General features: G+C 67.3%; 20 protein-coding genes and 1 tRNA gene. 14 read left to right on the top strand and 7 right to left on the bottom strand.

The features are described from left to right. Window positions 1-33 precede the first annotated feature (33 nt). Window positions 34-1,182: a LysM peptidoglycan-binding domain-containing protein gene (locus tag LF41_RS15125; RefSeq protein ID WP_036171684.1), complete on the bottom strand. Its 1,149-nt coding sequence runs from the start codon at window positions 1,180-1,182 to the stop codon at window positions 34-36. 155 nt (window positions 1,183-1,337) lie between these two features. Here LF41_RS15125 and def point away from each other — a divergent pair, with 155 nt between their 5' ends. Genes def through LF41_RS15105 form a run of 4 tightly spaced genes read left to right on the top strand, consistent with a single transcriptional unit; the run spans window position 1,338 to window position 5,762 of the window. After that, on the top strand, window positions 1,338-1,853 hold the full coding sequence (gene def, locus LF41_RS15120) for a peptide deformylase (protein WP_036171527.1): 516 nt from the start codon (window positions 1,338-1,340) through the stop codon (window positions 1,851-1,853). 6 nt (window positions 1,854-1,859) lie between these two features. After that, window positions 1,860-2,777, top strand: coding sequence for a methionyl-tRNA formyltransferase (fmt, locus tag LF41_RS15115; protein WP_036171524.1), 918 nt, complete (start codon window positions 1,860-1,862; stop codon window positions 2,775-2,777). After that, complete coding sequence (gene rsmB / locus LF41_RS15110; RefSeq protein WP_036171520.1) at window positions 2,774-4,069, top strand: 16S rRNA (cytosine(967)-C(5))-methyltransferase RsmB; 1,296 nt, start codon at window positions 2,774-2,776, stop codon at window positions 4,067-4,069. The genes fmt and rsmB overlap by 4 nt, the downstream gene beginning before the upstream one ends. Before the next feature lie 25 nt (window positions 4,070-4,094). Beyond that, window positions 4,095-5,762, top strand: a complete 1,668-nt coding sequence (locus tag LF41_RS15105) for an ArnT family glycosyltransferase (RefSeq protein ID WP_036171517.1) — start codon at window positions 4,095-4,097, stop codon at window positions 5,760-5,762. Here LF41_RS15105 and LF41_RS15100 read toward each other — a convergent pair. After that, window positions 5,751-6,512 (bottom strand): glycosyltransferase family 2 protein, encoded by a 762-nt coding sequence (locus LF41_RS15100; RefSeq protein WP_161786972.1) that lies wholly within the window; start codon window positions 6,510-6,512, stop codon window positions 5,751-5,753. The genes LF41_RS15105 and LF41_RS15100 overlap by 12 nt on opposite strands. Here LF41_RS15100 and LF41_RS15095 point away from each other — a divergent pair. Further along, complete coding sequence (locus LF41_RS15095; RefSeq protein ID WP_202594064.1) at window positions 6,511-7,683, top strand: glycosyltransferase; 1,173 nt, start codon at window positions 6,511-6,513, stop codon at window positions 7,681-7,683. The genes LF41_RS15100 and LF41_RS15095 overlap by 2 nt on opposite strands. Window position 7,684: 1 nt before the next feature. Here the strand turns inward: LF41_RS15095 and LF41_RS15090 are convergent, their stop codons facing one another. Genes LF41_RS15090 through LF41_RS15080 form a run of 3 tightly spaced genes read right to left on the bottom strand, consistent with a single transcriptional unit; the run spans window position 7,685 to window position 10,612 of the window. Then, window positions 7,685-9,166, bottom strand: a complete 1,482-nt coding sequence (locus tag LF41_RS15090; protein WP_036171514.1) for a PH domain-containing protein — start codon at window positions 9,164-9,166, stop codon at window positions 7,685-7,687. Further along, window positions 9,153-9,653, bottom strand: a complete 501-nt coding sequence (locus LF41_RS15085) for a PH domain-containing protein (protein ID WP_036171512.1) — start codon at window positions 9,651-9,653, stop codon at window positions 9,153-9,155. Before LF41_RS15085 ends, LF41_RS15090 begins: the two co-directional genes overlap by 14 nt. Continuing rightward, a complete protein-coding gene (locus tag LF41_RS15080) occupies window positions 9,650-10,612 on the bottom strand; it encodes a lauroyl acyltransferase (protein WP_052116504.1) in 963 nt (320 codons plus the stop codon). The genes LF41_RS15085 and LF41_RS15080 overlap by 4 nt, the downstream gene beginning before the upstream one ends. A 59-nt stretch (window positions 10,613-10,671) precedes the next feature. Between LF41_RS15080 and dtd the strand changes: the two genes are divergently transcribed. Continuing rightward, on the top strand, window positions 10,672-11,112 hold the full coding sequence (gene dtd / locus LF41_RS15075; RefSeq protein ID WP_036171509.1) for a D-aminoacyl-tRNA deacylase: 441 nt from the start codon (window positions 10,672-10,674) through the stop codon (window positions 11,110-11,112). Window positions 11,113-11,176: 64 nt separating this feature from the next. After that, entirely contained in the window at window positions 11,177-13,033 is a 1,857-nt protein-coding gene (gene rpoD, locus LF41_RS15070; protein WP_036171507.1) for an RNA polymerase sigma factor RpoD, read from the top strand. Window positions 13,034-13,087: 54 nt separating this feature from the next. Here the strand turns inward: rpoD and LF41_RS15065 are convergent, their stop codons facing one another. Further along, entirely contained in the window at window positions 13,088-13,885 is a 798-nt protein-coding gene (locus LF41_RS15065; protein WP_237577818.1) for an alpha/beta fold hydrolase, read from the bottom strand. 141 nt (window positions 13,886-14,026) lie between these two features. Between LF41_RS15065 and LF41_RS15060 the strand changes: the two genes are divergently transcribed. The 3 genes from LF41_RS15060 (at window position 14,027) to LF41_RS15050 (ending at window position 15,077) form a co-directional block, all read left to right on the top strand. Next, window positions 14,027-14,099: transfer RNA gene (locus tag LF41_RS15060), tRNA-Ile, on the top strand. 13 nt (window positions 14,100-14,112) lie between these two features. Continuing rightward, on the top strand, window positions 14,113-14,664 hold the full coding sequence (locus LF41_RS15055) for a pseudouridine synthase family protein (protein ID WP_036171502.1): 552 nt from the start codon (window positions 14,113-14,115) through the stop codon (window positions 14,662-14,664). Window positions 14,665-14,687: 23 nt separating this feature from the next. Beyond that, window positions 14,688-15,077, top strand: coding sequence for a DUF1801 domain-containing protein (locus LF41_RS15050; protein ID WP_152600047.1), 390 nt, complete (start codon window positions 14,688-14,690; stop codon window positions 15,075-15,077). A gap of 19 nt (window positions 15,078-15,096) precedes the next feature. Here LF41_RS15050 and LF41_RS15045 read toward each other — a convergent pair whose 3' ends face one another. Continuing rightward, window positions 15,097-15,744, bottom strand: a complete 648-nt coding sequence (locus LF41_RS15045; protein ID WP_036171500.1) for a helix-turn-helix domain-containing protein — start codon at window positions 15,742-15,744, stop codon at window positions 15,097-15,099. A gap of 201 nt (window positions 15,745-15,945) precedes the next feature. On the opposite strand from LF41_RS15045, the gene LF41_RS15040 reads away from it, so the two are divergent. The 4 genes from LF41_RS15040 (at window position 15,946) to LF41_RS15025 (ending at window position 22,756) form a co-directional block, all read left to right on the top strand. Next, a complete protein-coding gene (locus tag LF41_RS15040; protein WP_036171498.1) occupies window positions 15,946-17,967 on the top strand; it encodes a serine hydrolase domain-containing protein in 2,022 nt (673 codons plus the stop codon). Between the two features lie 54 nt (window positions 17,968-18,021). Then, window positions 18,022-19,038 carry a dipeptide epimerase gene (locus LF41_RS15035; protein ID WP_052116503.1) on the top strand — a complete coding sequence of 339 codons (1,017 nt, stop codon included), beginning with the start codon at window positions 18,022-18,024 and terminating at the stop codon, window positions 19,036-19,038. After that, window positions 19,035-20,360, top strand: a complete 1,326-nt coding sequence (locus LF41_RS15030; protein WP_237577809.1) for a peptide MFS transporter — start codon at window positions 19,035-19,037, stop codon at window positions 20,358-20,360. Before LF41_RS15035 ends, LF41_RS15030 begins: the two co-directional genes overlap by 4 nt. 65 nt (window positions 20,361-20,425) lie before the next feature. Next, window positions 20,426-22,756 carry a TonB-dependent receptor gene (locus LF41_RS15025; protein WP_036171496.1) on the top strand — a complete coding sequence of 777 codons (2,331 nt, stop codon included), beginning with the start codon at window positions 20,426-20,428 and terminating at the stop codon, window positions 22,754-22,756. The last annotated feature ends 22 nt before the right edge of the window (window positions 22,757-22,778 follow it).

The raw sequence follows: 22,778 nt of genomic DNA, 5'->3' as shown, positions 1-22,778 counted from the left end.
GCGTTGGAACGTCAGGAAACCCTGATGTTCGCGTTACTGCATCGTGTCCGGATGCTTAAGCTCGTAACCGATCCGCGCCGGCTTGATGCCGTCCATGATCAGGCCGTAGCTCATCTTGTCGAAGGTGCGGAACACCATGACGTGGCCGGTGAACTCGTCGGGCAGACGCACGCGGCTGCCATCGCCGAACAGGTCCGGGCTGCGGTTCATCGAATACTGCACGCGATCGGGCGTGTTGCTGCCGACGCGCCAGACCGAGAACACCGTGCCGTTGTCCACGCCGTCGCGGGCGCCGACCGAGAGCGCGATGACGTCGTGCGGACCGCCGTGGTACAGCGCATCCGGCACGCCGATGACCTGCGCACGGCCGTACTCGAACTGCTGCTTCGGCGGATGCGGGAAGAACTGCAGGTCGTAGGGCTGCGCGTCCACCGGGATCAGGCGATCGCCGATGCGCACCTCGTTGCCGCCCTCGTCCAGCACGATGGTGCTGGCTTCGACGCCGCCGCCGGCCACCATGGTGACCGAGCCGGTGTTCATCTGCCGCAGCTCGTAGCCGAGCTGTTCGTAGCCCTTGTCCGGCAGGACGGCCGTGGTCCAGTACTCCTCGTAGTCCGCGAAGATGCGGGCGCCGCGGAAGTCCAGGTCCGTCTTGAAGCCGATGTCGCAGCAGGCCGTGCGGTCCAGCCAGGTGAAGCGCACCGTCGGGCGGACGAAAGCGTAACGCTGGCCGGGCCGTGCGCCTTCGAGACCGACGACGTAGGCCGACATCCCCGAGATGCCGCGCGAACGGTCCTCCTCGATGGAGACCACGTACGGCAGGTGCTCGAACTCGTCGACGACTCGCACGTCCTTGAGGAACGGCTCGACCTCCGACAGCGGCACGCCGGTGATCGGCGCCTCACCGCGGGGGCCTTCCTGCACCGCGACGCGGTCCAGGTACGCCAGCGAAATGACGTCGCCGGGGTAGATGAGGTGCGGATTGTTGATCTGCGGGTTGGCCTGCCAGATTTCCGGCCAAAGCCACGGGCGCTTCAGGAACTTGCCCGCGATGTCCCACAGCGTGTCGCCCTTTTTGACGACGTAGGTGTCCGGATGGTCGCCGCGCGTTTCGACAGCGGCGGCATAACTGCCCACCGTCAACAACGCGACCGCGCAAACCGGAAGAAGCCGTTTAAGCATGGCGGCCATGTGCCCGCTCCCCTTGAGAATTTCCCCTTGCAGCCGGGCCACTATAGCCCACATTCCGCGGGCCTTTGCAAGCGCGCGGCGTTACAATCGAGACCCTAGGACACCCCGCCGCTTGCGCCTGTGACCGGCGCCCCCATTTGAAAGCCATGGCCCTGCTCCCCATCCTCGAATTCCCCGATCCGCGCCTTCGCACGAAGGCCGCAACGCTCACGCCGGAACAGGTGGGCGACCCCGCGTTCCAGCGCCTGGTCGACGACATGTTCGAGACCATGTACGAAGCGCCGGGCATCGGGCTGGCCGCGAGCCAGGTCGACGTCCACCAGCGCTTCATGGTCATTGACGTGTCGGAAGAGAAGAACCGGCCGCTGGTGTTCGTCAACCCCGAGATCCTCGAGCGCGCGGGCGAACAGGTCTACCAGGAAGGTTGCCTCTCGGTGCCGAACATCTTCGCGGACGTCACGCGCGCCAACGAGATCCTCGTCAAGGCGCTGGACCGCAACGGCCAGCCCTTCGAGATGCGCGTCGACGGCCTGCTCGCGGTGTGCATCCAGCACGAGATGGACCACCTGGAAGGCAAGCTGTTCGTCGATTACCTCTCGCCGCTCAAGCGCGAGATGGTCCGCAAGAAGCTCGCGAAGGCCCGCCGCACCGCGGCGGCCTGACGCCGCATGCGCATCGTCTTCGCCGGCACGCCGGAGTTCGCCGTGCCGTCGCTCGTCGCGGCCGCGCAGCGCAACGAAGTCGTCGCGGTCTACACGCAGCCCGACCGCCCCGCCGGGCGCGGCCGTGCGCTGACGCCCTCGCCCGTCAAGCGGGAAGCGTTGAAGCGCGGCCTGCCCGTGCTTCAACCCGAAACGCTGAAGACGCAGATCTCGCGCGATGCGTTGCGCGCGCTGCAGCCCGACGTGCTCGTCGTCGTCGCGTACGGATTGTTGTTGCCGCAATCGATCCTCGACATCCCGAAGTTCGGTTGCTGGAACGTGCACGCCTCGCTGCTGCCGCGCTGGCGTGGCGCCGCGCCGATCCAGCGCGCCATCGAAGCGGGCGACACGCGCACCGGCGCGTGCCTGATGCAGATGGAGAAGGGCCTCGACACCGGCCCGGTGCTGTTGCATCAGTCCCTCGACATCGCGCCCGATGAAACCGCCGGGCAGTTGCACGATCGCTTGTCGACGCTCGGCGCGCAGGTGCTCGCCGACGGCCTCGGCCTGCTGCGCGCGGGCATGCGTCCCGTGCCGCGGCCGCAGCCGGAGGACGGCGCGACGTACGCACGCAAGCTCGAGAAATCCGAAGCGCGCCTGGACTGGACGCAACCGGCCGACGTGCTCGCCCGCAAGGTGCGCGCTTTCGATCCGTGGCCGATCGCCGAAGGCGAAATCGCCGGCGACGTGGTGCGCATCCATCGCGCCGTTCCCGTCGAAGGCCGCGCCACGCCGGGCACCGTGATCGCCGCGGGCCGCGAGGGCATCGACGTGGCCTGCGGCGAAGGCGCCCTGCGTATCCGCGTGCTCCAGCGCGCGGGCGGCAAGGCGATCACCGCCGCCGACTATCTCAACGCGCGCCGCGAGCTGCGCGTCGGCGCATGAAGCCGGCCCCCGGCGTCGCATTGCGCATCGCGGCCACGCAGACGCTGGGCGTCGTGCTGCAGCGCCAGCGTTCGCTGAAGGCCGAACTCGCACAGCGCCTGCCGACCTTGCGCGACGTGCGCGATCGCGCGCTGCTCGAAGCGATTGTGTTCACCGCGATCCGCGGGCACGCGCGTTACGACGCAGCGTTGAAGGCATGGATTCCGAAGCCGCTGGGCTATCGCGACGAGGATCTGCGCACGCTGCTCTACGTCGGTTTCGCGCAGATCCAGATGGGCCTGCCGGCGCATGCGGCGGTCGACGCGACCGTCGAAGCCACGCGCGCGATGGGCCGCACGCACCAGGCCGGCATGGTCAACGCATTGCTGCGTCGCGCTTTGCGCGAAGGCTTGCCCGAGGTCGCGAACGACGCGGCGTGGCCCGCGTGGCTGCGCACGCGCGTGCGGCGCGATTGGGGCGACGCGGCATCGGTCGTGTTCGACGCGAGCACGACGCCCGCGCCGATGTGGCTGCGCGTGAATCGCACGCGCGTCGATCGCGACGCGTACCGCACGCGATTGCAGGACGCAGGCATCGAATCGACCGCCCCGGGATTCCCCGAGGACGCGCTCAGGCTCGCCACGCCCGTCGCGGTCAGCGAACTGCCGGGCTTCGACGACGGCCTGGTCTCCGTGCAGGATGGCAGTGCGCAATGCGTCGCCGAAGCGCTCGCGCCATCGCGGGGCGCGCGCGTGCTCGATGCGTGTTCCGCGCCCGGCGGGAAGTCGGCGCACCTGCTCGAACGCGATCCGACGCTGCGCTTGCTCGCGCTCGACATCGATCCGCAACGCCTGCGTCGCGTCCGCGAGACGCATGCGCGTTTGGGCGTCGGCTCGAATGCGGAACTGCGCGCGGCCGACGCCGCCGCGCCCGACACGTGGTGGGACGGCGTGCCCTTCGACGCGATCCTGCTCGACGCGCCGTGTTCGGCCACCGGCATCGTGCGCCGCCAGCCCGACGTGCTGCTGCATCGCCGCGACACCGACATCGATTCGCTGCGGGAGATCCAGGCGCGCCTGCTGGACGCGGCATGGACGATGCTCGCGCCCGGCGGCGCGCTGCTTTACGCGACGTGTTCGGTGCTCGTCGAGGAGAACGCCGCGCAGGTCGATGCCTTCCTCGCGCGCACCCGGGGCGCGGTCGCCGAACCGCTCGACGCCCGTTTCGGCCGCGACTCCGGCGCCGGCCGCCAGCGCCTGCCCGGCGAAGACGGCATGGACGGGTTCTTCTACGCGAAGCTGCGCAAGGCCTGAGCCGCGTTCGTTTACTCTGGCCGCGATGACCCCCCAGCGCCGCGAATTCTTCTGGTTCCTCGCCATCGCCCTGCTCGTGCTGGGCGCGGGCATCGGCCTGCGTGCGCCGTGGCCCGCCGACGAGCCGCGCTTCGTGCTCGTCGCCAAGCAGATGTGGGACAGCGGGGACTGGCTGTTCCCGCATCGCGGCCACGAACTCTATGCCGACAAGCCGCCGCTCTATTTCTGGCTGCTCGGCGCCGCGTACGCGCTCGTGCGCGATTGGACCTGGGCTTTCCTTTTGCCGTCGCTGGTCGCGGCGATGGCGACGCTCGCGATGACCTACGACCTCGGGCGCCGCCTGTGGTCGCATCGCGCAGGCCTCTGGGCTGCAATCGCAGTGCTGGCGTGCGTGCAGTTCATCTACCAGGCCAAGCGCGCGCAGATCGATCCGACGGTGGTGTGTTTCATCACGCTGGGCGTCTACGGCATCGCGCGGCACGTGTTGCTCGGGCCGGCGTGGCGCTGGTTCTGGCTCGGCTGCTTCGCCGCGGGCCTGGGCGTCATCAGCAAGGGCGTGGGTTTCCTCGCGCTGCTCGCGTTGATTCCTTACGCACTCATGCGTTGGCGTGGCTGGAACGGGCTTGCCGACATCGGCCGCGGCAATGCGTTGCGCTGGAGCGCAGGCGCGCTCGCCTTCCTCGCGGCGATCGCCCTGTGGTTCGTCCCGATGATCGTCACCGCAACGACCAGCGGCGATCCCGAACACCAGGCCTACGTCAACGAACTGCTCTTCAAGCAGACCGCCACGCGCTACACCGCGGCGTGGCACCACACGCAACCGGCCTGGTACTTCCTCGAGGTCATCGCCGCTTATTGGTTGCCGTTCTCGCTCGCGTTGCCGTGGCTGTTCCCGCGTTGGCGCGACGCGTTCCGCGCGCGCGACGCGCGCGTCTGGCTGCCGCTGGGGTGGGCGTTGCTCGTGCTGGCGTTCTTCAGCGCGAGCCCGGGCAAGCGCGACATGTACATCCTGCCGATGTTGCCCATGGTGGCGCTCGCGGCGGGGCCGTACCTGGAAAACGTCACGGCGTCGCGCTGGTTCCGTCGTGCATTGCTGGCGCTGGTGATCGTGCTGGGCGTCGTGTTCCTCGGCGCCGGCATTGCCGCGCTGCACGGCGATCCGTCGTTCGAGTCGAAAATCGAAGCGCAGCGGGGGCTGCCCCCCGCGAGCGACACGCTGTGGTGGCTGCTCGCGCTTACGGGCGCGGCGGTGCTCGCGGCGTGCGCCTGGTGGCGGCGCGATGCGCTGAAGGGCGCCGCGGTGGCGTTGTCGATCCTCGTGGTCGTGCTCTTCTCCGGCACCGCGGTGCTGCTCGACGACGAAAACTCCGCACGCGCCGTGATGTCGCGTGGCCACGCACTCGCGGGCGACGCGACGCTCGGCCTGGTCGCGTGGAAGGAACAGAACCTGCTGCAGGCGCAAGGCCCCGTTGAGGAGTTCGGGTTCCGCAAACCCGTGGATGCGCAGTTGCGCGCGGGCATCGCGTGGATGCTCGCCGCACCGGACGAACGTCGCCTGTTCGTGCAGCAGGATGCGCTCGGCGGATGCCTGCTGCGCGAGCATGGCCAGGACGTCGGCACGGCGAATCGGCGGACGTGGTGGTTGTTCGACGCCTCGGCGGTCGCGCCCGCGTGCCGCGCATCAACCCGCTGAGGAACGCGCGAGCAGGTCGTACTTGCGCTTGGCGTAACGCGCGTGCAGCCAGTGGAAGCGGAATCCCGCAGCGCCATCGACGATGCCGCCGCGCAACACCAGGTTCTTGAGCAAGTAGGCCGTCGCCGCGAACCAACCACGCAACGGCCCCGCCGTCTTGCCTTTCGCCTGCTGCTCGCCGGCCCACAATGCCGCGTAGCGTTGCAGCTTGCTCCAGTAATCCTCGGCGCTGCGCGCGGTGTCGTGCTCGAGCACGATCCGCGAGGGACGCACCGTGCGGCCTTCGACGTCGAGGTATTCGTGCACGGCGCGCAAGCCGTGGCGGATGTTGGACCGGAACAGGCGGTGCACCGGTTCCTTCGCGAAACTGCCACCACGCAGGGCATGCCCGAGGAAATGCGTGCGGCGCATCAGCAGCCACACGTCGGATTGCTCGATGTCCCCGGCGAACAACGCGCGCAATTCCGCCTGCGCCGGCGCTTCCAGCCATTCGTCCGCATCGAGCAACAGCACCCACCGCTCGCGCGCCATCGCGATGGCGGCGTTCTTCTGCAGCGCGAACCCTTGCCAGTCGAGATGCTCGACGCGCGCACCGAGGTCGGCGGCGATGCGCACCGTGGCGTCGGTCGAACCGGAGTCGAGCACGATCACCTCGCTGCACAACGGGATCATCGACGCGACGCACCGCGCGATGCGGTCGCCTTCGTTCTTCGTGATCACGACGCCGGACAGGGGCAGGGGCTGCGACATGCGCATGGATTATGCCGTCGCGGCCGGTAGACTGCGCGCCATGCACGCGCCCGATGCCGCCCGTTCTTCCGAGCCCCGACCGGTCCGCGTCCTGCACTTCGTCACCGGCGGGTTCTCCGGCGGCGCCACGCAGGTCGCGATCGCGTTGACGCAGGCGGGCGTCGAGAGCCCCGACATCGCGCCGCTGCTGGTGCTGCGGCGCAAGCGCCGGACCGATCCGGCCCGCATCGCGGAACTGGAACAGGCCGGCGTGCCGCTGCGCGTCGTGCCGGGGTGGTCGCACGCGGCGACGATCTGGGCGCTCGTGGAGGCGTGCCGCGAATTCCGGCCCGACGTGCTGATCGCGCACGGTTTCAGCGAGCACCTGTGGGGCCGCTACGCCGGTCTGCTCGCGAAGGTGCCGCACCTGGTGCACGTCGAACACAACACGCGCGAGCGGTACACGGCGTGGCGGCTGAAGCAGTCGCGATGGCTGGCCAAACGAACGGATCGCATCGTCGGTTGCTCCGAAGGCGTGAAGGACGAACTGCTCGCCCAGGGCATGCCGCTCGAACGCACCATCGCCATCCCGAATGGCATCCGCCTCGAGCCGTTCGCCGATGTCGACGCGCATCCGCTCGCGCAACGCATCCCCGGCATCGTGATGGTCGCGCGCCTGTCGAAGCAGAAGGATCACGCGACGCTGATCCGCGCGGTCGCGCACCTGCGCGATCGTGGACGCGTCGTGCCGGTGCTGTTCGCCGGCGGCGGCAAGGCGCGACATCGCGACCCGTTGGAAAGGCTCGTCGCGTTGCTCGGCCTCGAAGACCAGGTGCGTTTCCTCGGCGTTGCACGCAACGTCCCCGAACTATTGATGACGCATCGCATCGCCGCGCTCGCCACGCATTGGGAAGGCATGCCGCTCGCCCTGATCGAAGGCATGGCCGCGGGCTGCGCGGTGATCGGCAGCGCAGTGCCCGGCGTGCGCGAAGTGATCGAAGACGGCGTCGACGGGCGTCTGGTGCCGGAGAACGACCACGTCGCGATGGCGGAGGTGATCGAACGCCTGCTCGTCGACGATGCGGAGGCGACGCGCCTGGGCGCTGCCGCACGCAAGTCGGCACGGGTCAAGTACGGCCGCACCCTGATGCACCAGCGTTACGAGGCGCTGTGCCTCGCGCTGGCGCGTTAGCTCACCAACGCAGTTTCCGCGCGGCCAGCGACTTCGCCAATCGATCGCACAACGCCCGCGCTTGTGCTTCAGGGATGTGCGCGATGCGAATCGGGCCGCTCATCTGGCTTGCGCCCGCGGTATCGAGCCACAGCGTCGCCATGCCCCAACGTCGGTCGAGCGGGCCGCACGACAGACGCAGCGCCTGCAACTTGTCGATTTCCGCGAACCGCCACTGCCGCGACCACCAGCCCGAGCGCACGGCGACGATGCGGTTGTTGAGTGCATAGCCCGCGCGGCGTGCATGGTGGCGCGCGGCGTATGCGATCCACGCGGGCCATGCGAGCGCGAGCAAGCCGAGCCATCCGAAACGCCAGCACGCCGCGGCGACCAGCAGCGCGGGGAACCACGCGTTGCCCAGGAAGATGCGCACGCCCGAACGTGGATGCAGGCGTTCCCATTGCAGCGACGACCAGCCGGCCTCGGGCAGCAGGTGTTCGATCAGCGCATCGCATTGCGCCGGCGTCGCGATCGGCGCGAGTTCGCGCAACGCTCGCGGCGCCTGGCCGTCGCGCGCCTGCGCGCCGGCGGTGTCGACGTGCAGGCTGCGCCGCTTGAACAGGCGGTGCAGCACGCCTTCCTGCAAGGTCCACGCCTGCAAACGGCGCTTGGCGGCGGAGTTGCGCGAGCGCGCGAGCAACCCGCGTTCGACCGTCAGCCGCGGCCCGTCCTCGTTGAGCGTGAAGCCGTAGTACTGCAGCAACGCGAGCACGAGCGAGAGCAAGCGCATCAACGCCAGCAGCGCGAGCACGAGCGTCACGCCGGCGATCGCGTAGTCCTGCACGCCGAAGTGATGCGACTCCGCCCAGCCGAACATCGCCTTGCCCCACTGCTCGAAGAGGTTCTCGGCCAGGCGCGGCGCGAATTGCGTCGATGCCGCGTAGCCGCCGAGCAACACCAGCATCCCGCGATTGGAGATGACGCCGAGCCGCACGATTTCGCCGGGCGACATCGCGAGCAGCAGGTGCGACGCCGGCGCTTCGCCCTCGACGGCCTCCACCGTCGCGCCGCGGTGCCGGATCAGGCGCTCGAGCGCGAGCGCATCGTCCATGCGCAACACGCGCATCGTCGCTTCGGGCTTCTGCCCGCCGGCCGAATCCAGCCGCAATTCGGCCACGCCGAACATGCGGTGCAACATGGTCTGGTTCACCGACACGTTGTGGATGCGCGCGTACGGGATCTCGCGGCGCTGTCGATGCAGCCAGCCGCTGCGGATGGTCAGGACGTCGGGGCCGACGGTGTAGCGATACGTGAGGTATTGCAGCACCGCGGTGAGCGTGAGCACGCCGACGCCGATCAGCGGCCACAACTCGTTGCGGTCGCCGCCGAAGAAGAACGCCGCGATGATCGGCAGGATGAACTGCCGCAATTGCTGCAGCAGCACGAACAGCCACGACAACGGATGCAGCCGGCGATCCGCCGCTTCCGCGTCAGAGGGCGTCATCGTCGTCGAGTTGGCGGGCGAGGCGGTCGCGCAGCGCTTCGGCGTCGTCGGCATCGATGTGCGACACCGACACCGCGCTCATCTTGCTGCCGGCGGTGTGGATCACGAGCGTGGCGAGTTTCCAGCGCCGTTCCAGCGGCCCGTGCTTGAGGTCCAGATGCTGCACGCGCGAGGCGGGCACGCGCGTCTCGCGGAAGAACAGGCGGCCGCGGCGATAGGCGAAGCCGTCGTCGTCCAGGCGCCAGGCGATCGAACGGAAGCGGCGCGCACCGACGACCAGGCTCGTCGCGAATACGCAGATCCACAACGCAATGCCGATCCCGATGCCGAACGACGCTGCGTCCATCGCATTGCCGAGCAGCGTGCCGAGCACCACGAACGGCACGCCCATGCCCGCCCCCGCGATCGCATGGCCGAGCAGGAACAAGGTCTTCGCGCGCGACGGCAGCGGGTGCCAGTCGTACGCCATGGGCACGGCTTCGTTCATTGCGTTTCCCCTTCGGCCCGCGCGATCGCGTCGCGCACGACGTTCGCAGGGTAGCAGTCAGGCCAGTACGGATTGCCGAGCGCGCTGCCGGGCGCCGGGATCGACCAGCGCTTGTAGGTCCACTGGTATTGCGCGGGGTCGCGGCGGGCGACGCGCTCGACCGCCGCATTGAGCGCGGCGACGCTGTCGCCGGCCTCGGGCACGGGTTCGAAGCGCAGTGCGAACGCCGGGCCGTCGGGCGTCTGCCCGATGCGCTCGCAGTACCCGACCAGGACCGTCGCGCCCGTGCGCTGCGCCAGGCGCGTGAGCAACGTCATCGTCAGCGCGGGGATGCCGAAGAACGGCGCGAATTCGCCGTCGCCAGCCTTCGGCTGCTGGTCCGGGAGGATCCCGGCGACGCCGCCGCCCTGGAGCAGCTTGAACAAGCCGCGGATCGCCGGGCCTTCGGCGCGCACCTGCGTCACGCGTTGCGCATCGCCGTGGGCGGCGCGGACGCGGCGCAGGAACGCCTCGCCGATCGCCGAATCCGGCGGCGCGTACAGGATCGCGAGCGGCGTGCGCGACGCGAGCCACTGGTTCAACAACTCCCAGTTGCCGTAATGCGGGGCGGCGACGATCAGGCCCTTGCCCGCGGCCAACGCCGCATCGAACAGGTCGACACCGTGGGATTCGCGGATCAGCGCCAGGTTGCTTGCATGCGGCCGCGTCCAGAAGCGCAGGGTTTCCAGCGCCTGGCGCATCGTCGTTCGCAGGACGGCGTCCGTCAGTTGCGTGCGTTGCGCGGGCAACAGGTCCGGATAGGCGAGGTCGAGGTTGCGCCGCACCACTTTCCCGCTGCGCGCGTCGCGCATGGCCCACAACCGCGCGGACGCGTCCGCCATCCCCCGCAGCCACGCCCATGGCAGGCGGGCGAACCAGGTGGCGAGGGCATGGAGCAGGCGCGCGGCGAAGTCGGTCACGCCGGGCAGTCTAGCGGGCGCCGTCTGTAAGCTTGGCGCTCCCGGACTTGAATCCCGCCATGCTCGCCCTGATCCAGCGTGTCACCGAAGCCAGCGTGGTGGTCGACGGCGACACCGTCGGCGCCATCGACGCCGGCCTGCTCGCCTTCGTCGGCATGGAGCCGGGCGATACCGATGCGCAGATCGCGCGCATGGCCGAGCGCCTCCTGGGCTACCGGGTCTTCGAGGACGCGCAGGGCAAGATGAACCTCGGGCTGAAGGACACGGGGGGCGGGCTGTTGCTCGTGAGCCAGTTCACCCTGGCCGCGGAAACGCAGTCCGGCATGCGCCCCAGCTTCAGCACCGCCGCCCCGCCCGGGATCGCTGAACCCGGATTCAACAAATTGGTCGAAGCCTGCCGGCAACGGCATGCGGGAAGGGTGGAAACAGGCCGGTTCCGGGCCCATATGACCGTTCGTCTTGTCAATGACGGGCCGGTCACCTTCCTCCTCCGACCCTGATCATCACCCCCGGCGGGTATAATGCCGGGTTCCCTCCGACCCTCATCAAACGGTGGCGCACCACATGGCAACCGAACGCCAGGCCCCCCAGTCCGACATCAAGCAGCTGATCAGCAAGGGCCTGGAACAGGGTTACCTGACCTACGCCGAAGTCAACGATCACCTGCCCGACGACGTCGTCGATCCCGAACAGATCGAAGACATCATCGGCATGATCAACGGCATGGGCATCGAGGTGCACGAAGTCGCACCCGACGCTGAAACCCTCCTGCTCGCCGGCGCCTCCGGCGGCGGCCGCGAAGTCGACGACACCGCTGCCGAAGAAGCCGCGGCCGCGCTGACCGCGCTGGATTCCGAAGGCGGCCGCACGACCGACCCGGTGCGCATGTACATGCGCGAGATGGGCACGGTCGAACTGCTCACGCGCGAAGGCGAAATCGCCATCGCCAAGCGCATCGAGGAAGGCCTCAACCAGATGCTCTCGGCACTGGCGAGCTTCCCGTGGTCCATCCAGCTGCTGCTGGAGGAATACGACCTGCACAAGGCCGGCAAGAAGCGCCTGGCGGAAATCGTCGCGGGCTTCAACGACGTCGAAGAACCCGCGCCCGAGGTCATCCCGGTCGCCGAGATCGACGAGAACGCCGAAGTCGAGGAAGAGGAAGAAGCCGCCGACGGCGACGACGCCGCCGAGGAAACCGGCCCGACGGGTCCGGATCCGGCCGAGGTGCTGCGCCGCATGGACGCCATGGGCGCGCTGTACCAGAAGTTCCAGAAGTCCTACCAGAAGAACGGCCCGACCGCGAAGCCGGTCGCCAAGCTCCGCGAGGAGATGGCCGAGATCTTCATGACGCTCAAGCTGCCGCTGCCGCTGACCGACACGCTGGTGCGCAAGCTGCGCGACGTCGTGGGCGAGATCAAGGACCACGAGCGCCGCATCCTCGACCTGGCCACGCGCGTTGCGCGCATGCCGCGCAAGGATTTCCTGCGCGCATGGGAAGGCAACCAGACCAACCTGGGTTGGGTCGACGACGTGCTCAAGCGCAAGCAGAAGTGGTCGTCGGGCCTGCGCGACGTCAAGGACCAGATCATCGCCGAGCAGGAAGCCACCATCGCGGTGGAGCAGGCGTTGTACCTGACCCTGCCGGACATCAAGGAAATCTCGCGCGCGATGGCCTACGGCGAAGCCAAGGCCCGCAAGGCGAAGAAGGAAATGGTCGAGGCCAACCTGCGCCTCGTCATCTCCATCGCCAAGAAGTACACCAACCGCGGCCTGCAGTTCCTCGACCTCATCCAGGAAGGCAACATCGGCCTGATGAAAGCGGTCGACAAGTTCGAATACCGCCGCGGCTACAAGTTCTCGACCTACGCCACTTGGTGGATCCGCCAGGCCATCACGCGCTCGATCGCCGACCAGGCGCGCACCATCCGCATTCCGGTGCACATGATCGAGACGATCAACAAGCTCAACCGCATTTCCCGCCAGATGCTCCAGCAGTTCGGCCGCGAGGCCACGCCGGAGGAGCTGGCGAAGGAAATGGACATGCCCGAGGACAAGATCCGCAAGGTCATGAAGATCGCGAAGGAACCGATCTCCATGGAGACGCCGATCGGCGACGACGAGGATTCGCACCTGGGCGATTTCATCGAGGACACCAACGTGGAGTCCCCGATCGAGAGCACCACCAACATCAACCTGTCGGAAACGGTGCGCGACGTCCTCGCGGGCCTGACCCCGAGGGAAGCGAAGGTGCTGCGCATGCGCTTCGGCATCGACATGAATACCGACCACACGTTGGAAGAGGTCGGCAAGCAGTTCGACGTCACGCGCGAGCGCATCCGCCAGATCGAAGCCAAGGCGTTGCGCAAGCTGCGCCACCCCAGTCGGAGCGAACAGCTCCGCAGCTTCCTCGACATCGATTGATGCAACAAGCAAAAGCCCCGCGAAAGCGGGGCTTCTGCTTTGCAGCGCCGAACGTCAGTCCTCCGTGGACTTCGCGTCCGCGAGGATCACGCGAATCGCATCGGCGACCGCCTTCGGGTCTTCGCGGTGGATGTTGTGCCCGGTCCGGAAATACAGATGCTCGCCGCGCGCGTAAGTGGCGAACAGTTGCGCATGCTGCTGCTTCCACAGCGCCTTGCCGGCTGCGGTCTCCTCGAAGACGAACGGTTCGGTGACGACCTGTGTCGACGTCAGCAACGCGACCGGCACGTCGGGTTGCGCGTGCGGCGTCGCGTTGGCCGGTTCGTCGAGCTGCGTGACGAGCAACGTGTAATCCTCCGCGAGCTTCGGCGGCAACATCGACAGCAGCGCTTTGTCGTCGGCCGCCACGCGCGCGGCATCCGCCTGCTTGAACGCGACGCGCTGGCCCATCGTGGCCGGATCGACGAGCACCAGGCCCTGCACGCGTTCGGGATGCAGGCGCGCGTATTCGGTGACGAGCAGGCCGCCGTACGAATGACCCACGAGCACGACCTTGCGGCCCTTCGCCTGCGCGTCGATCACCGCGCCGAGATCCTGCAGGTGCGCTTCGATCGTCTTGGGTTTGCCGTCGGTGCCGGACTTGCCGAGCCCCGCGCGCGAATACGCCACGCAACCGCACGTCGCGCCGAGTTCGTCGACGACGCCCTGCCACACGCCCGCGCCCTGGCCGAAGCCCGACTCGAACACGATGGCGACCGGCGCATCGCCCTGCCGCGCGACCTGCAGTGAATACCCGGGGCGATCGACCTTCGCCTCCTGCGCCATCGCGGTCGATGCGATGGCCAATGCCATCGCCGACATCCATGTGCCGACTCGAATTCCCTTGCGCACGCGCGACCCCGATGCGATGAATGAGCGCGCAGTGTAAGCGGCCAGCGGACGAGGGGGCGCGTGCCCGTTGTGGCAGTTCGCTAAGATGCGCGCGCAAGCGACGGGCCCATAGCTCAATGGTTAGAGCAGAGGACTCATAATCCTTTGGTTCCAGGTTCGAGTCCTGGTGGGCCCATTACACTCCCGGCATGACCGCACCCGAACCCACCACGATCCTGCTGCACAAGCCCGTCGGCTTCGACGCGATCGAGGGCAGCAGGCCTGCACGCGCGCTGGTCACGCCGGACGCGCGCTGGGAAGGCGACGCCACGGGCATCGACCCGCAGGACATGCATTTCGTACGGCTCACGCCACTGGTGCCGCTCGACCGGGAAGACAGCGGCCTGATGGTCCTCACGCAGGACGGGCGCTGCTGGCGTCGCCTGACGGAAGACGCCGAATCGATCGAGCACGAGTACATCGTCGAGGTGTCCGGTGAAATCCGTCCGTGGGGTCTGCAACGACTGAACCACGGACTGCGCTATCGCCGGCGCGAACTGCCGCCCTGCAAGGTCAGTTGGCAGAACGAGATCCGCCTGCGCTTCGCGATCAAGGGCGCCGAGCCGGGGCAACTGCGCGACATGTGCGCGCAGGTGGGCCTCGGCGTGGTGGCGATTCGTCGCATCCGTATCGGCAAGGTACCGCTTGGCAAGATGCCGCCGGGAACGTGGCGCTATTTCCCGGTGGGTGAGAAGTTCTAGACGCTCCGTCTTCGAGGTGCCGCATGGCCATGAAGAAGTCGATCCCCGCTGCATCGCCCGAGGCCTACCTCGCCGAACTCGACGGCTGGCGCAAGCCGCTCGTCGAACGCCTGCGCAACGCCACGCGCTCCGCGGGCGCGCTCGAAGAGCGCATCAAGTGGGGGCACCTCGTCTACTTCCACAACGGCCCGGTGTTGTTGATCCGCGCGGAAGACGAACGCGTGTTGTTCGGTTTCTGGCGCGGCAAACGCATGCGCGAAATGGACGAGCGGCTCAAGGGCAACGGCAAGTACGAATTGGCGACGATCGATCTGCGCGAAGGCGACACACTCACCGCCGCGAAGGCGAAGCAACTGGTGATCGCCGCGATCGGATTGAACGACGAATTCGGCGATCCCACCGCGAAGACATGACGCGCGATAGGCGTAGCGCTTACTTCACCGCGACAAGCTTGCCCGACATCTCGTCGTGCATGTGCATCATCGATTCCATCATCTGCTCGTCGGCGCTCGAGCACACGCCGAGCAACAGGACTTCCTCGCAGCCTTCCGCGGCGATGTACGCGTGGCCCATGTTCGAGTCGATGTACACCGCTTCGCCGGCCTCGAGCACGATCGGGTCGTAGAACTCGGTGTGCACTTCGGCGCGGCCTTCGATGACGTGGATGTATTCCTCGCCGGGGTGTCGCACGAGTTCGCCGAACTCTTCGATGCTCTTGGCACGCACGCGCGTGAGCACCGGGATCATGCGCTTGCGGCGCAATTCGGGGCACAGGTAGAAGTAGTCGTAGTTCGGCGTGGTGACGCGCACCGCGTCGTCGATGCGGCCGATGCTGCGACGCGCGGTGACCGCCGGTTCCGGCGCCGCGGTTTCCTCGGCGAACAATTCCGACATGCGCAGGTTCAACCGCTGGCTGATCTGCAGCAACTTGTCGTAGGTGAGGCTGAGGCGGTCGTGTTCGACCTTCGACAGCGTGGACAGCGGGATGCCGCAGCGCTGGCTCATCTCCTTGAGCGTCCAGTCGTTGCGCGTGCGCAGGCCGCGGAGGAGGGCGCCGATGGTCGGGTGCTGCCGTGTCATGCGAATTCCGTTGCTCGTGGTGGGCCCGTGCCCCAGGGCCGACCCCGGTGAATGGGGGCGGACCTACGTTACTGGAGAGGATTCTAGGCGGAAATGACCAAAGTAGGTTGACAATTCTCTGATCAGGACGGTTATTCTCCTTAACGGCCAAATCGCGGGGGCGCGGTGGCCATTCGAGATCACCCCTGGGGAGAGGAAAAGATGCGTTTGATCCAACGTCCGTTGTTCACCGCCTTGTTGGCGCTCGGCGTCGCGTTCACCGCGGCCGCGCAGCAGGCGCCGGTGAACGTGCCGCCCACCATGCAGGCGCCCGCGACGTCCGCCGCGCCCCCGCCGTCCGATGCGATGCCGGGCCCGACCGACCGGATGACGCAGGCCGATGTCGAAGCCTGGCTCGACGGCTTCATGCCGTACGCGCTGGAGCAGACCGACGTGGTGGGCTCCGTCGTCGTCGTGGTGAAGGACGGCAAGATCCTGCTCAACAAGGGGTACGGGTTCGCCGACCTGGCCAAGCGCACGCCGGTCGATGCCGACAAGACGCTGTTCCGCCCGGGTTCGATCTCCAAGCTGTTCACGTGGACGGCGGTGATGCAGCTCGTCGAGCAGGGCAAGGTCGACCTCGACGCCGACGTCAACCAGTACATCGATTTCAAGATCCCGCCGTACGAAGGCAAGCCGGTCACGTTGCGCAACATCATGACGCACACGACCGGCATGGAAGAGGTGATCCGTGGGCTGATCGCCAACAACGAGAGCGAGATCCTGCCGCTCGACGCCACGCTCAAGCACTGGATCCCGGAGCGCATCTACGCGCCGGGCACGACGCCGGCGTATTCGAACTACGCCACCGCGATCGCCGGTTACATCGTGCAGCGCGTGTCGGGCGAGCAATTCGACCAGTACATCGAACGGCACATCTTCACGCCGCTGGACATGAAGCACTCCACGTTCCGCCAGCCGGTCCAGAAGGACCTGCTCGCGATGACGTCGAAGGGCTATGTCTCCGCGTCCGACGGCAAGGAGAAGCCCTACGAGTACATCAACCTGGCGCCCGCCGGCAGCCTGGCTTCGACCAGCACGGACATGGCGAACTTCATGATCGCCCACCTGCAGGATGGCGAGTTCAACGGCCAGCGCATCCTGCGTGCCGACACCGCGCGTGAAATGCACGGCACCGGCCAGACGTCGGTCGGCCCGCTCAACAAGATGATGCTGGGCTTCTACGAAACCACCGCCAACGGCCACCGCGCCATCGCGCACGGCGGCGACACGCAGTGGTTCCACAGCGACCTGCAGTTGTTCCTCGACGACAACGTCGGCATCTATGTGTCGACGAACAGCTCGGGCAAGGAAGGCAGCGCGCGCCTGATCCGCGATGGCCTGGTCACCGCGTTCGTCAATCGCTACCTGCCGCCGAAGAATCCGCTGGCGCAGGCCGCGGGTGTCGACGCCGCCACTGCCAAGCAGCACGCCGCGCTGATCGCCGGCACCTACAACAGCAGCCGCCGCGCCGATTCGAACTTCATGAACCTGGTCTACATGCTGGGCCAGACCAAGGTCACCGCCAACGAAGACGGCACCATCAGCGTCCCGATGTTCGCCGCCTACAGCGGCGCGCCGAAGAAGTGGCGCGAAGTCAGCCCGTTCGTGTGGCAGGACACCAACAGCGGCGACCGCCTCGCGGCCGACGTGGTCGATGGCAAGGTCACGCGCTTCAGCGCCGAACCGTACGCCTCGATTATGGTGTTCCAGCGCGCCGCGTTCTGGCAGACGCCGCCGGTGTTCCTGACGATGCTGTTCGGCAGCCTGGTCGCGTTGCTGCTCACCGTGCTCGCCTGGCCGGTCTCGGCGATGGTGCGCCGCCACTACGGCATGCGTTACGCGCTGGCCGGCCAGGATGCGCGCGCGCATCGCATCATCCGCATCGCCAGCCTCGTGGTGCTGCTGGCGATGGGCGGCATGCTCGGCCTGGTCGTGGCGATGTTGTCGAACTTCGACCTGATGACGCCCGCGCAGGACGGCACGGTGGTCGCGTTGCGCTCGCTCGTGTCGATCGTGTTGCCGATCGGCGCCATCGTGTCGTTGTGGAATGCGTGGAAGGTCCTCACCAGCCAGCGCCGCAAGTGGGCGAAGCTGTGGGCCATCGTGCTCGCCGCCGCGTTCTGCTCGCTGCTCTTCCTCGGTTTCGCTTGCCACGTCATCGGCTTCTCGGCCGACTACTGACGGACCCCCGCGCGGCGCCTTCGGGCGCCGCGCCTTTTTCCGGGAACTTCTTTCGTGATCCAGACCGACCGCGTCGAGCTCGTGCTGCGGAATGAACTGCTGCGCCTGTCCGAACCCTTCCGCATCTCCGGGCATGTCTTCGAGGCCTCGCCCGTCACCGTCGTCAACCTCAAGCAGGGCCATTCCATCGGCCGCGGCGAGGCCTCGGGCGTCTACTACCTGCGCGACGAACCGGCGGACATGATCCGCACGCTCGAATCGTTGCGCGATCGCATCGAAGGGGGCCTCACGCGCGACGAACTGCGCGACATCCTGCCGCCCGGCGGCGCGCGCAACGCACTGGATTGCGCGCTGTGGGAACTCGAAGCGCGCAACGCCGGCATTCCCGCGTGGAAATTGGCGGGCATGGAAAAACCCAGGCCGCTGACGACGACGTTCACCGTCGGCGCCGCCGATCCGGATGTCATGGCGGAGAAGGCGCTGGGCTACACGCACGCCAAGGCCATCAAGCTCAAGCTCACCGGCGATGTGGAGATCGACATCGCGCGCCTGAACGCGGTGCGCGCGGTGCGCCCCGATGCGTGGATCGGCGTCGACGCCAACCAGGGCTACATGCCGAACACGCTGCAACGCCTGTTGCCCGCGCTGGTCGATGCGAAGGTCGCGTTGCTCGAACAACCGTGCCGCCGTGGCATGGAACGCGAACTCGACGGCATCGATCGCACGGTGCCGATCGCCGCGGACGAATCGATCCTCTCGCTCGTCGAACTCGAGGAACGCGCGCATTGGTTCGACGTGTGCAACATCAAACTGGACAAATGCGGCGGCCTGACCGAGGGCCTGATGATGGCCCGGCGCGCGCGCGAGCTCGGCCTGCAGGTGATGGTCGGCAACATGGTCGGCACGAGCCTGGCGATGGCGCCGGCGTTCCTGCTCGGCCAGTTCTGCGACATCGTCGACCTCGATGGCCCGATCTTCCTGCAGCGTGACCGCTCGCCGGGCGTGGTGTACTTCGACGGCCTCGTCGATTGCCCCGCGGCAGTGTGGGGCGCGCCGGACGTGCTGCTGTGAATTCGATCGCCGTGCGCAGCGCGGGCGCCGGGTGGCTGAAGCAGCCGCCCGGCCTTGCGATCCTGTTCTTCACGCAGATGTGGGAGATCTTCTCCTACTACGGCATGCGCACGCTGCTCGTCTATTACATGACGAAGCAGTTGCTGTTCTCGCAACAGCACGCGTCGATGGTGTACGGCGCGTACATCGCGACGTTCTACTTCACGCCCATCCTCGGCGGCATCGTGTCGGACCGCTGGCTCGGGCGGAAGCGCTCGGTGATCATCGGCGCGGTGGTGATGTCGTTCGGCCATTTCCTGATGGCCTCCGAATCGCTTTTGTATTTCGCGCTGGCCGCGATCGCACTGGGCAATGGGTTGTTCCTCCCGAGCCTGCCGAGCCAGATCGACGATCTGTACGCGAAGGACGATCCGCGTCGCGGCTCGGCGTACAACTTCTACTACGTGGGCATCAATGTCGGCGGGCTGCTCGCGCCGCTGGTCTGCGGCACGCTGGGCGAGTTGTACGGCTGGCATTACGGTTTCGGCGCCGCGGGCGTCGGCATGCTGGCGGGCCTGGTCATCTACACGCTCGGTGGCAGGTGGTTGCCGCCGGAGCGCCCGAAGGCGAAAGACCTTGCACCGGCCGATCGCATGCCGCTGTCGTCGATGAAGCAGCGCGTGCTGACGCTCATCGCGGTGGGCCTGTGCGTCATGGTGTTCCGCGGCGCGTACGAACAATCGGGCAACACGATCGCGCTGTGGGCGGACGTCGGGCTGGATCGCAACGCCGGCGGCTTCGTCATTCCGATGACGTGGTTCCAATCGCTCAATCCCTTCCTCGTGATCTTCCTCACGCCGCTGCTCGTGGCGATGTGGACGAAGCAAGCCAATCGCGGCCAGGAACCCGCGCCGGCGAAGAAGATGGCAATGGGCGCGTTCGGCGTGTCCATCGCGTTCCTGTTGCTCGCGCTCGTCGATGCGAGCGCGCAGGGCCATGCGCACTGGGTGTGGCTCGCCGCGTTCTTCGTCCTGTTCACCGCGGGCGAGTTGTTCATCCTGCCGATCGGGCTGAGCCTGTTCGCGCGGTTGGCGCCGGCGGGATATGCCGCGACATCGATCGCCGCCTGGTACTTCGCGTCGTTCGGCGGGAATCTGCTGGCCGGGGCGCTTGGCACGTTGTGGAGCGCGATGGCGCACGCGGCGTTCTTCGCCCTGATGGCGGGCGTCGCCGCCTTGGCGGGCGTCCTGTTGCGCCTGCTCCATCCGGCGGTGGTGCGCGCCGAAGCAATGAATGGGCGCGGGTCCGACGAGCGGTCGCGATCCACGTCCAAATCCGGTTGACAGTTTTCTGATCAGGATGCTTACATCCTGATAAGGCCATAGCACACCTTCTGGGGAGATAGGGAATGCACAAGCACCATCCGCGCGCCGCCTCGATGCGCCGCCACACGCTCACGTCGGCCATCGCGATCACGCTGGCGCTCGGCTTCGCCGGCCAGGCCATGGCGCAGGACGCCGCGCCTGCCGACCAGCAACCTGCAGCCACGGCGCAGGAGCTCGACGTCGTCACCGTCACCGCGAACAAGCGCACCGAGAACATCCGCGAAGTCGCCGCCGCCGTGACCAAGCTGAGCGACCAGCAGCTCGAGAACATCAACGCCACGCAGATGTCCGACTACGCGAATTACGTGCCGGGCCTGCAGGTGCAGGATTCGGGTTCGCCGGGCCAGACGCAGGTGTCGATGCGCGGCATCGCGGCACTGTCGCCCGGGTCCACCGTCGGCACCTATGTCGACGAAGCGCCGGTCGGTTCCAACAGCCTCTACCAGCAGGCCACGCTGTTCGCGCTCGACCTGCTGCCCTACGACATCGAGAACATCGAAGTGCTGCGCGGCCCGCAGGGCACGCTGTACGGCGCGGGCGCGATGGGCGGCCTGATCAAGTACGTGATGAAGAAGCCCGACACCTCGCAGAACGAATTCCGCGTCGGCATGGGCGTGGGCGATACGCAGGGCGCCGACGGCACGTCGCTCAACTGGCGCATCGGCGGCAACCTGGTGCTCGCGCAGGACAGCATCGCGCTGCGCGCCAGCTTCGCCAGCAACCAGCCCAATGGTTACGTCGACAACCTCGTGACGGGCCAGCAGGACATCAACGATTCCGAGCAGAACAGCGGCCGCGCCTCGTTCCTGTGGCACAACGACAAGGCGAGCGTGCAGTTCGCCATCATGAAGCAGAAGATCGACAGCCCGAACAATTCGGTGATCGCGCTGCAGCCCGAAACGCACGACGACATCTACGGCCTGGCCAACTTCGTCGTCGTCGACGAAGTGTTCAAGAAGGACATCGAGAACTACGCGCTCACCGTCGACTACGACTTCGGTTTCGCCAACTTCGTCTCGGCGACCAGCTACGGCGACGTGTTCACCTCGATCACCACCGACCAGACCTACACCTACGGCGACTACACCACGCTGTTCGGCCTGCCCGGCGGAAGCGCGTACCTCACCAACGACCTGCGCCTGAAGCAGTTCACGCAGGAGTTCCGTCTCAGCTCGAAGGGCGACGGCGCGTTCGAGTGGCTGGTCGGTGCGTTCTACGACGACGAGCGCGGCGACAACCACCAGTTCGTGCCGCTGACGCAGTTCGACGGCAGCCCGCTGCCCGAACCCTTCAATTCGCTCGTCGGCTCGCTCGGTGATCTGTATCTGCCGAGCACGTACGAGGAAACGGCGGTGTTCGGCAACGCGTCGTACAAGTTCAACGAGTGGTTCAAGCTCGGTGCCGGCGTGCGCTGGGCGCGCAACGAACAGGAATTCACCCAGGACGTCGTCGCCGGCCTGCTCGCGCCGATCGGCACGGAGTTCAACACGTCGGAAGAAGACGTGGTGACGTGGAGCATCACGCCGCAGTTCCAGGTGTCGGAGGACGTGATGGTGTACGGCAAGGTGTCCACCGGCTACCAGCCCGGCGGCCCGAACATCGTCGTCAACGGCCTGCCGCCCCAGGTCGATTCCTCGACGCTCACCAGCTACGAGCTCGGCATGAAGTCGGCCTTCGCCGACAACCGCGTGTTCCTCGACGTCGTCGGCTACCAGATCCACTGGGAAGACATCCAGGTCGCCTCGCTGGTCAACGGCGTCAGCGGCCTGGTCAACGGCGGCGAAGCGACGAGCCAGGGCCTCGAGGTCTCGGCGATGTTCCGTCCCGTCGACGGGCTGACGCTGGGCCTCAACGCCGCGTACAACGACGCGAACATCGACGAGGATTTCCCGCTGATCACCGTGCCCGCCGGCGGCGGCGCGAACGTGCTGATCAACACCGGCCTGAAGGGCGACCGCATGCCGTACGTGCCGGACCTGACGTGGTCGGCGACGGCGGACTACTACCTGCCACTCTCCGGCGACTGGGGCATGAACGTCGGCGGCGGCTACCGCTTCGTCGACGACCGCACCACGGCGACGACGCAGCGCCAGGTCGTCGAATTCGGCGGCACGGTCCTCGACACCGAACTCACGCCGGGCCTGGTGATCGACAGCTACCAGGCGCTCGACCTGTACGCGTCGTTCTCCAATGCGCACTGGACGGTGCGCGGTTACATGAAGAACGCGTTCGACGAACGTGCGTACTCGACGATGGGCGACGTCACCAACCAGGTCACCGGCGTGACGCACCACACGTCGGCGACGCCGATCATGCCGCGCACCTTCGGGATCGAAGTGGATTACCGCTTCTGATCCTCGAACGGAAGATCGCCGC

It is taken from the genome of Lysobacter dokdonensis DS-58 (assembly GCF_000770795.1).
Lineage (GTDB): Bacteria > Pseudomonadota > Gammaproteobacteria > Xanthomonadales > Xanthomonadaceae > Noviluteimonas > Noviluteimonas dokdonensis.
This window is presented reverse-complemented; position numbering and strand designations above follow the sequence as displayed.

Excerpts from the sequence above, each read along its gene's own strand:
- fmt (WP_036171524.1), top strand. The coding sequence starts at position 1,860 with ATGCGCATCGTCTTCGCCGGCACGCCGGAGTTCGCCGTGCCGTCGCTC.
- LF41_RS15095 (WP_202594064.1), top strand. The coding sequence starts at position 6,511 with ATGCGCATGGATTATGCCGTCGCGGCCGGTAGACTGCGCGCCATGCAC.
- LF41_RS15065 (WP_237577818.1), bottom strand. The coding sequence starts at position 13,885 with ATGGCATTGGCCATCGCATCGACCGCGATGGCGCAGGAGGCGAAGGTC.
- rpoD (WP_036171507.1), top strand. The coding sequence starts at position 11,177 with ATGGCAACCGAACGCCAGGCCCCCCAGTCCGACATCAAGCAGCTGATC.
- LF41_RS15105 (WP_036171517.1), top strand. The coding sequence starts at position 4,095 with ATGACCCCCCAGCGCCGCGAATTCTTCTGGTTCCTCGCCATCGCCCTG.
- LF41_RS15090 (WP_036171514.1), bottom strand. The coding sequence starts at position 9,166 with ATGACGCCCTCTGACGCGGAAGCGGCGGATCGCCGGCTGCATCCGTTG.
- LF41_RS15100 (WP_161786972.1), bottom strand. The coding sequence starts at position 6,512 with ATGTCGCAGCCCCTGCCCCTGTCCGGCGTCGTGATCACGAAGAACGAA.
- LF41_RS15025 (WP_036171496.1), top strand. The coding sequence starts at position 20,426 with ATGCACAAGCACCATCCGCGCGCCGCCTCGATGCGCCGCCACACGCTC.
- rsmB (WP_036171520.1), top strand. The coding sequence starts at position 2,774 with ATGAAGCCGGCCCCCGGCGTCGCATTGCGCATCGCGGCCACGCAGACG.
- dtd (WP_036171509.1), top strand. The coding sequence starts at position 10,672 with ATGCTCGCCCTGATCCAGCGTGTCACCGAAGCCAGCGTGGTGGTCGAC.
- def (WP_036171527.1), top strand. The coding sequence starts at position 1,338 with ATGGCCCTGCTCCCCATCCTCGAATTCCCCGATCCGCGCCTTCGCACG.
- LF41_RS15085 (WP_036171512.1), bottom strand. The coding sequence starts at position 9,653 with ATGAACGAAGCCGTGCCCATGGCGTACGACTGGCACCCGCTGCCGTCG.
- LF41_RS15045 (WP_036171500.1), bottom strand. The coding sequence starts at position 15,744 with ATGACACGGCAGCACCCGACCATCGGCGCCCTCCTCCGCGGCCTGCGC.
- LF41_RS15050 (WP_152600047.1), top strand. The coding sequence starts at position 14,688 with ATGGCCATGAAGAAGTCGATCCCCGCTGCATCGCCCGAGGCCTACCTC.
- LF41_RS15040 (WP_036171498.1), top strand. The coding sequence starts at position 15,946 with ATGCGTTTGATCCAACGTCCGTTGTTCACCGCCTTGTTGGCGCTCGGC.
- LF41_RS15125 (WP_036171684.1), bottom strand. The coding sequence starts at position 1,182 with ATGCTTAAACGGCTTCTTCCGGTTTGCGCGGTCGCGTTGTTGACGGTG.
- LF41_RS15055 (WP_036171502.1), top strand. The coding sequence starts at position 14,113 with ATGACCGCACCCGAACCCACCACGATCCTGCTGCACAAGCCCGTCGGC.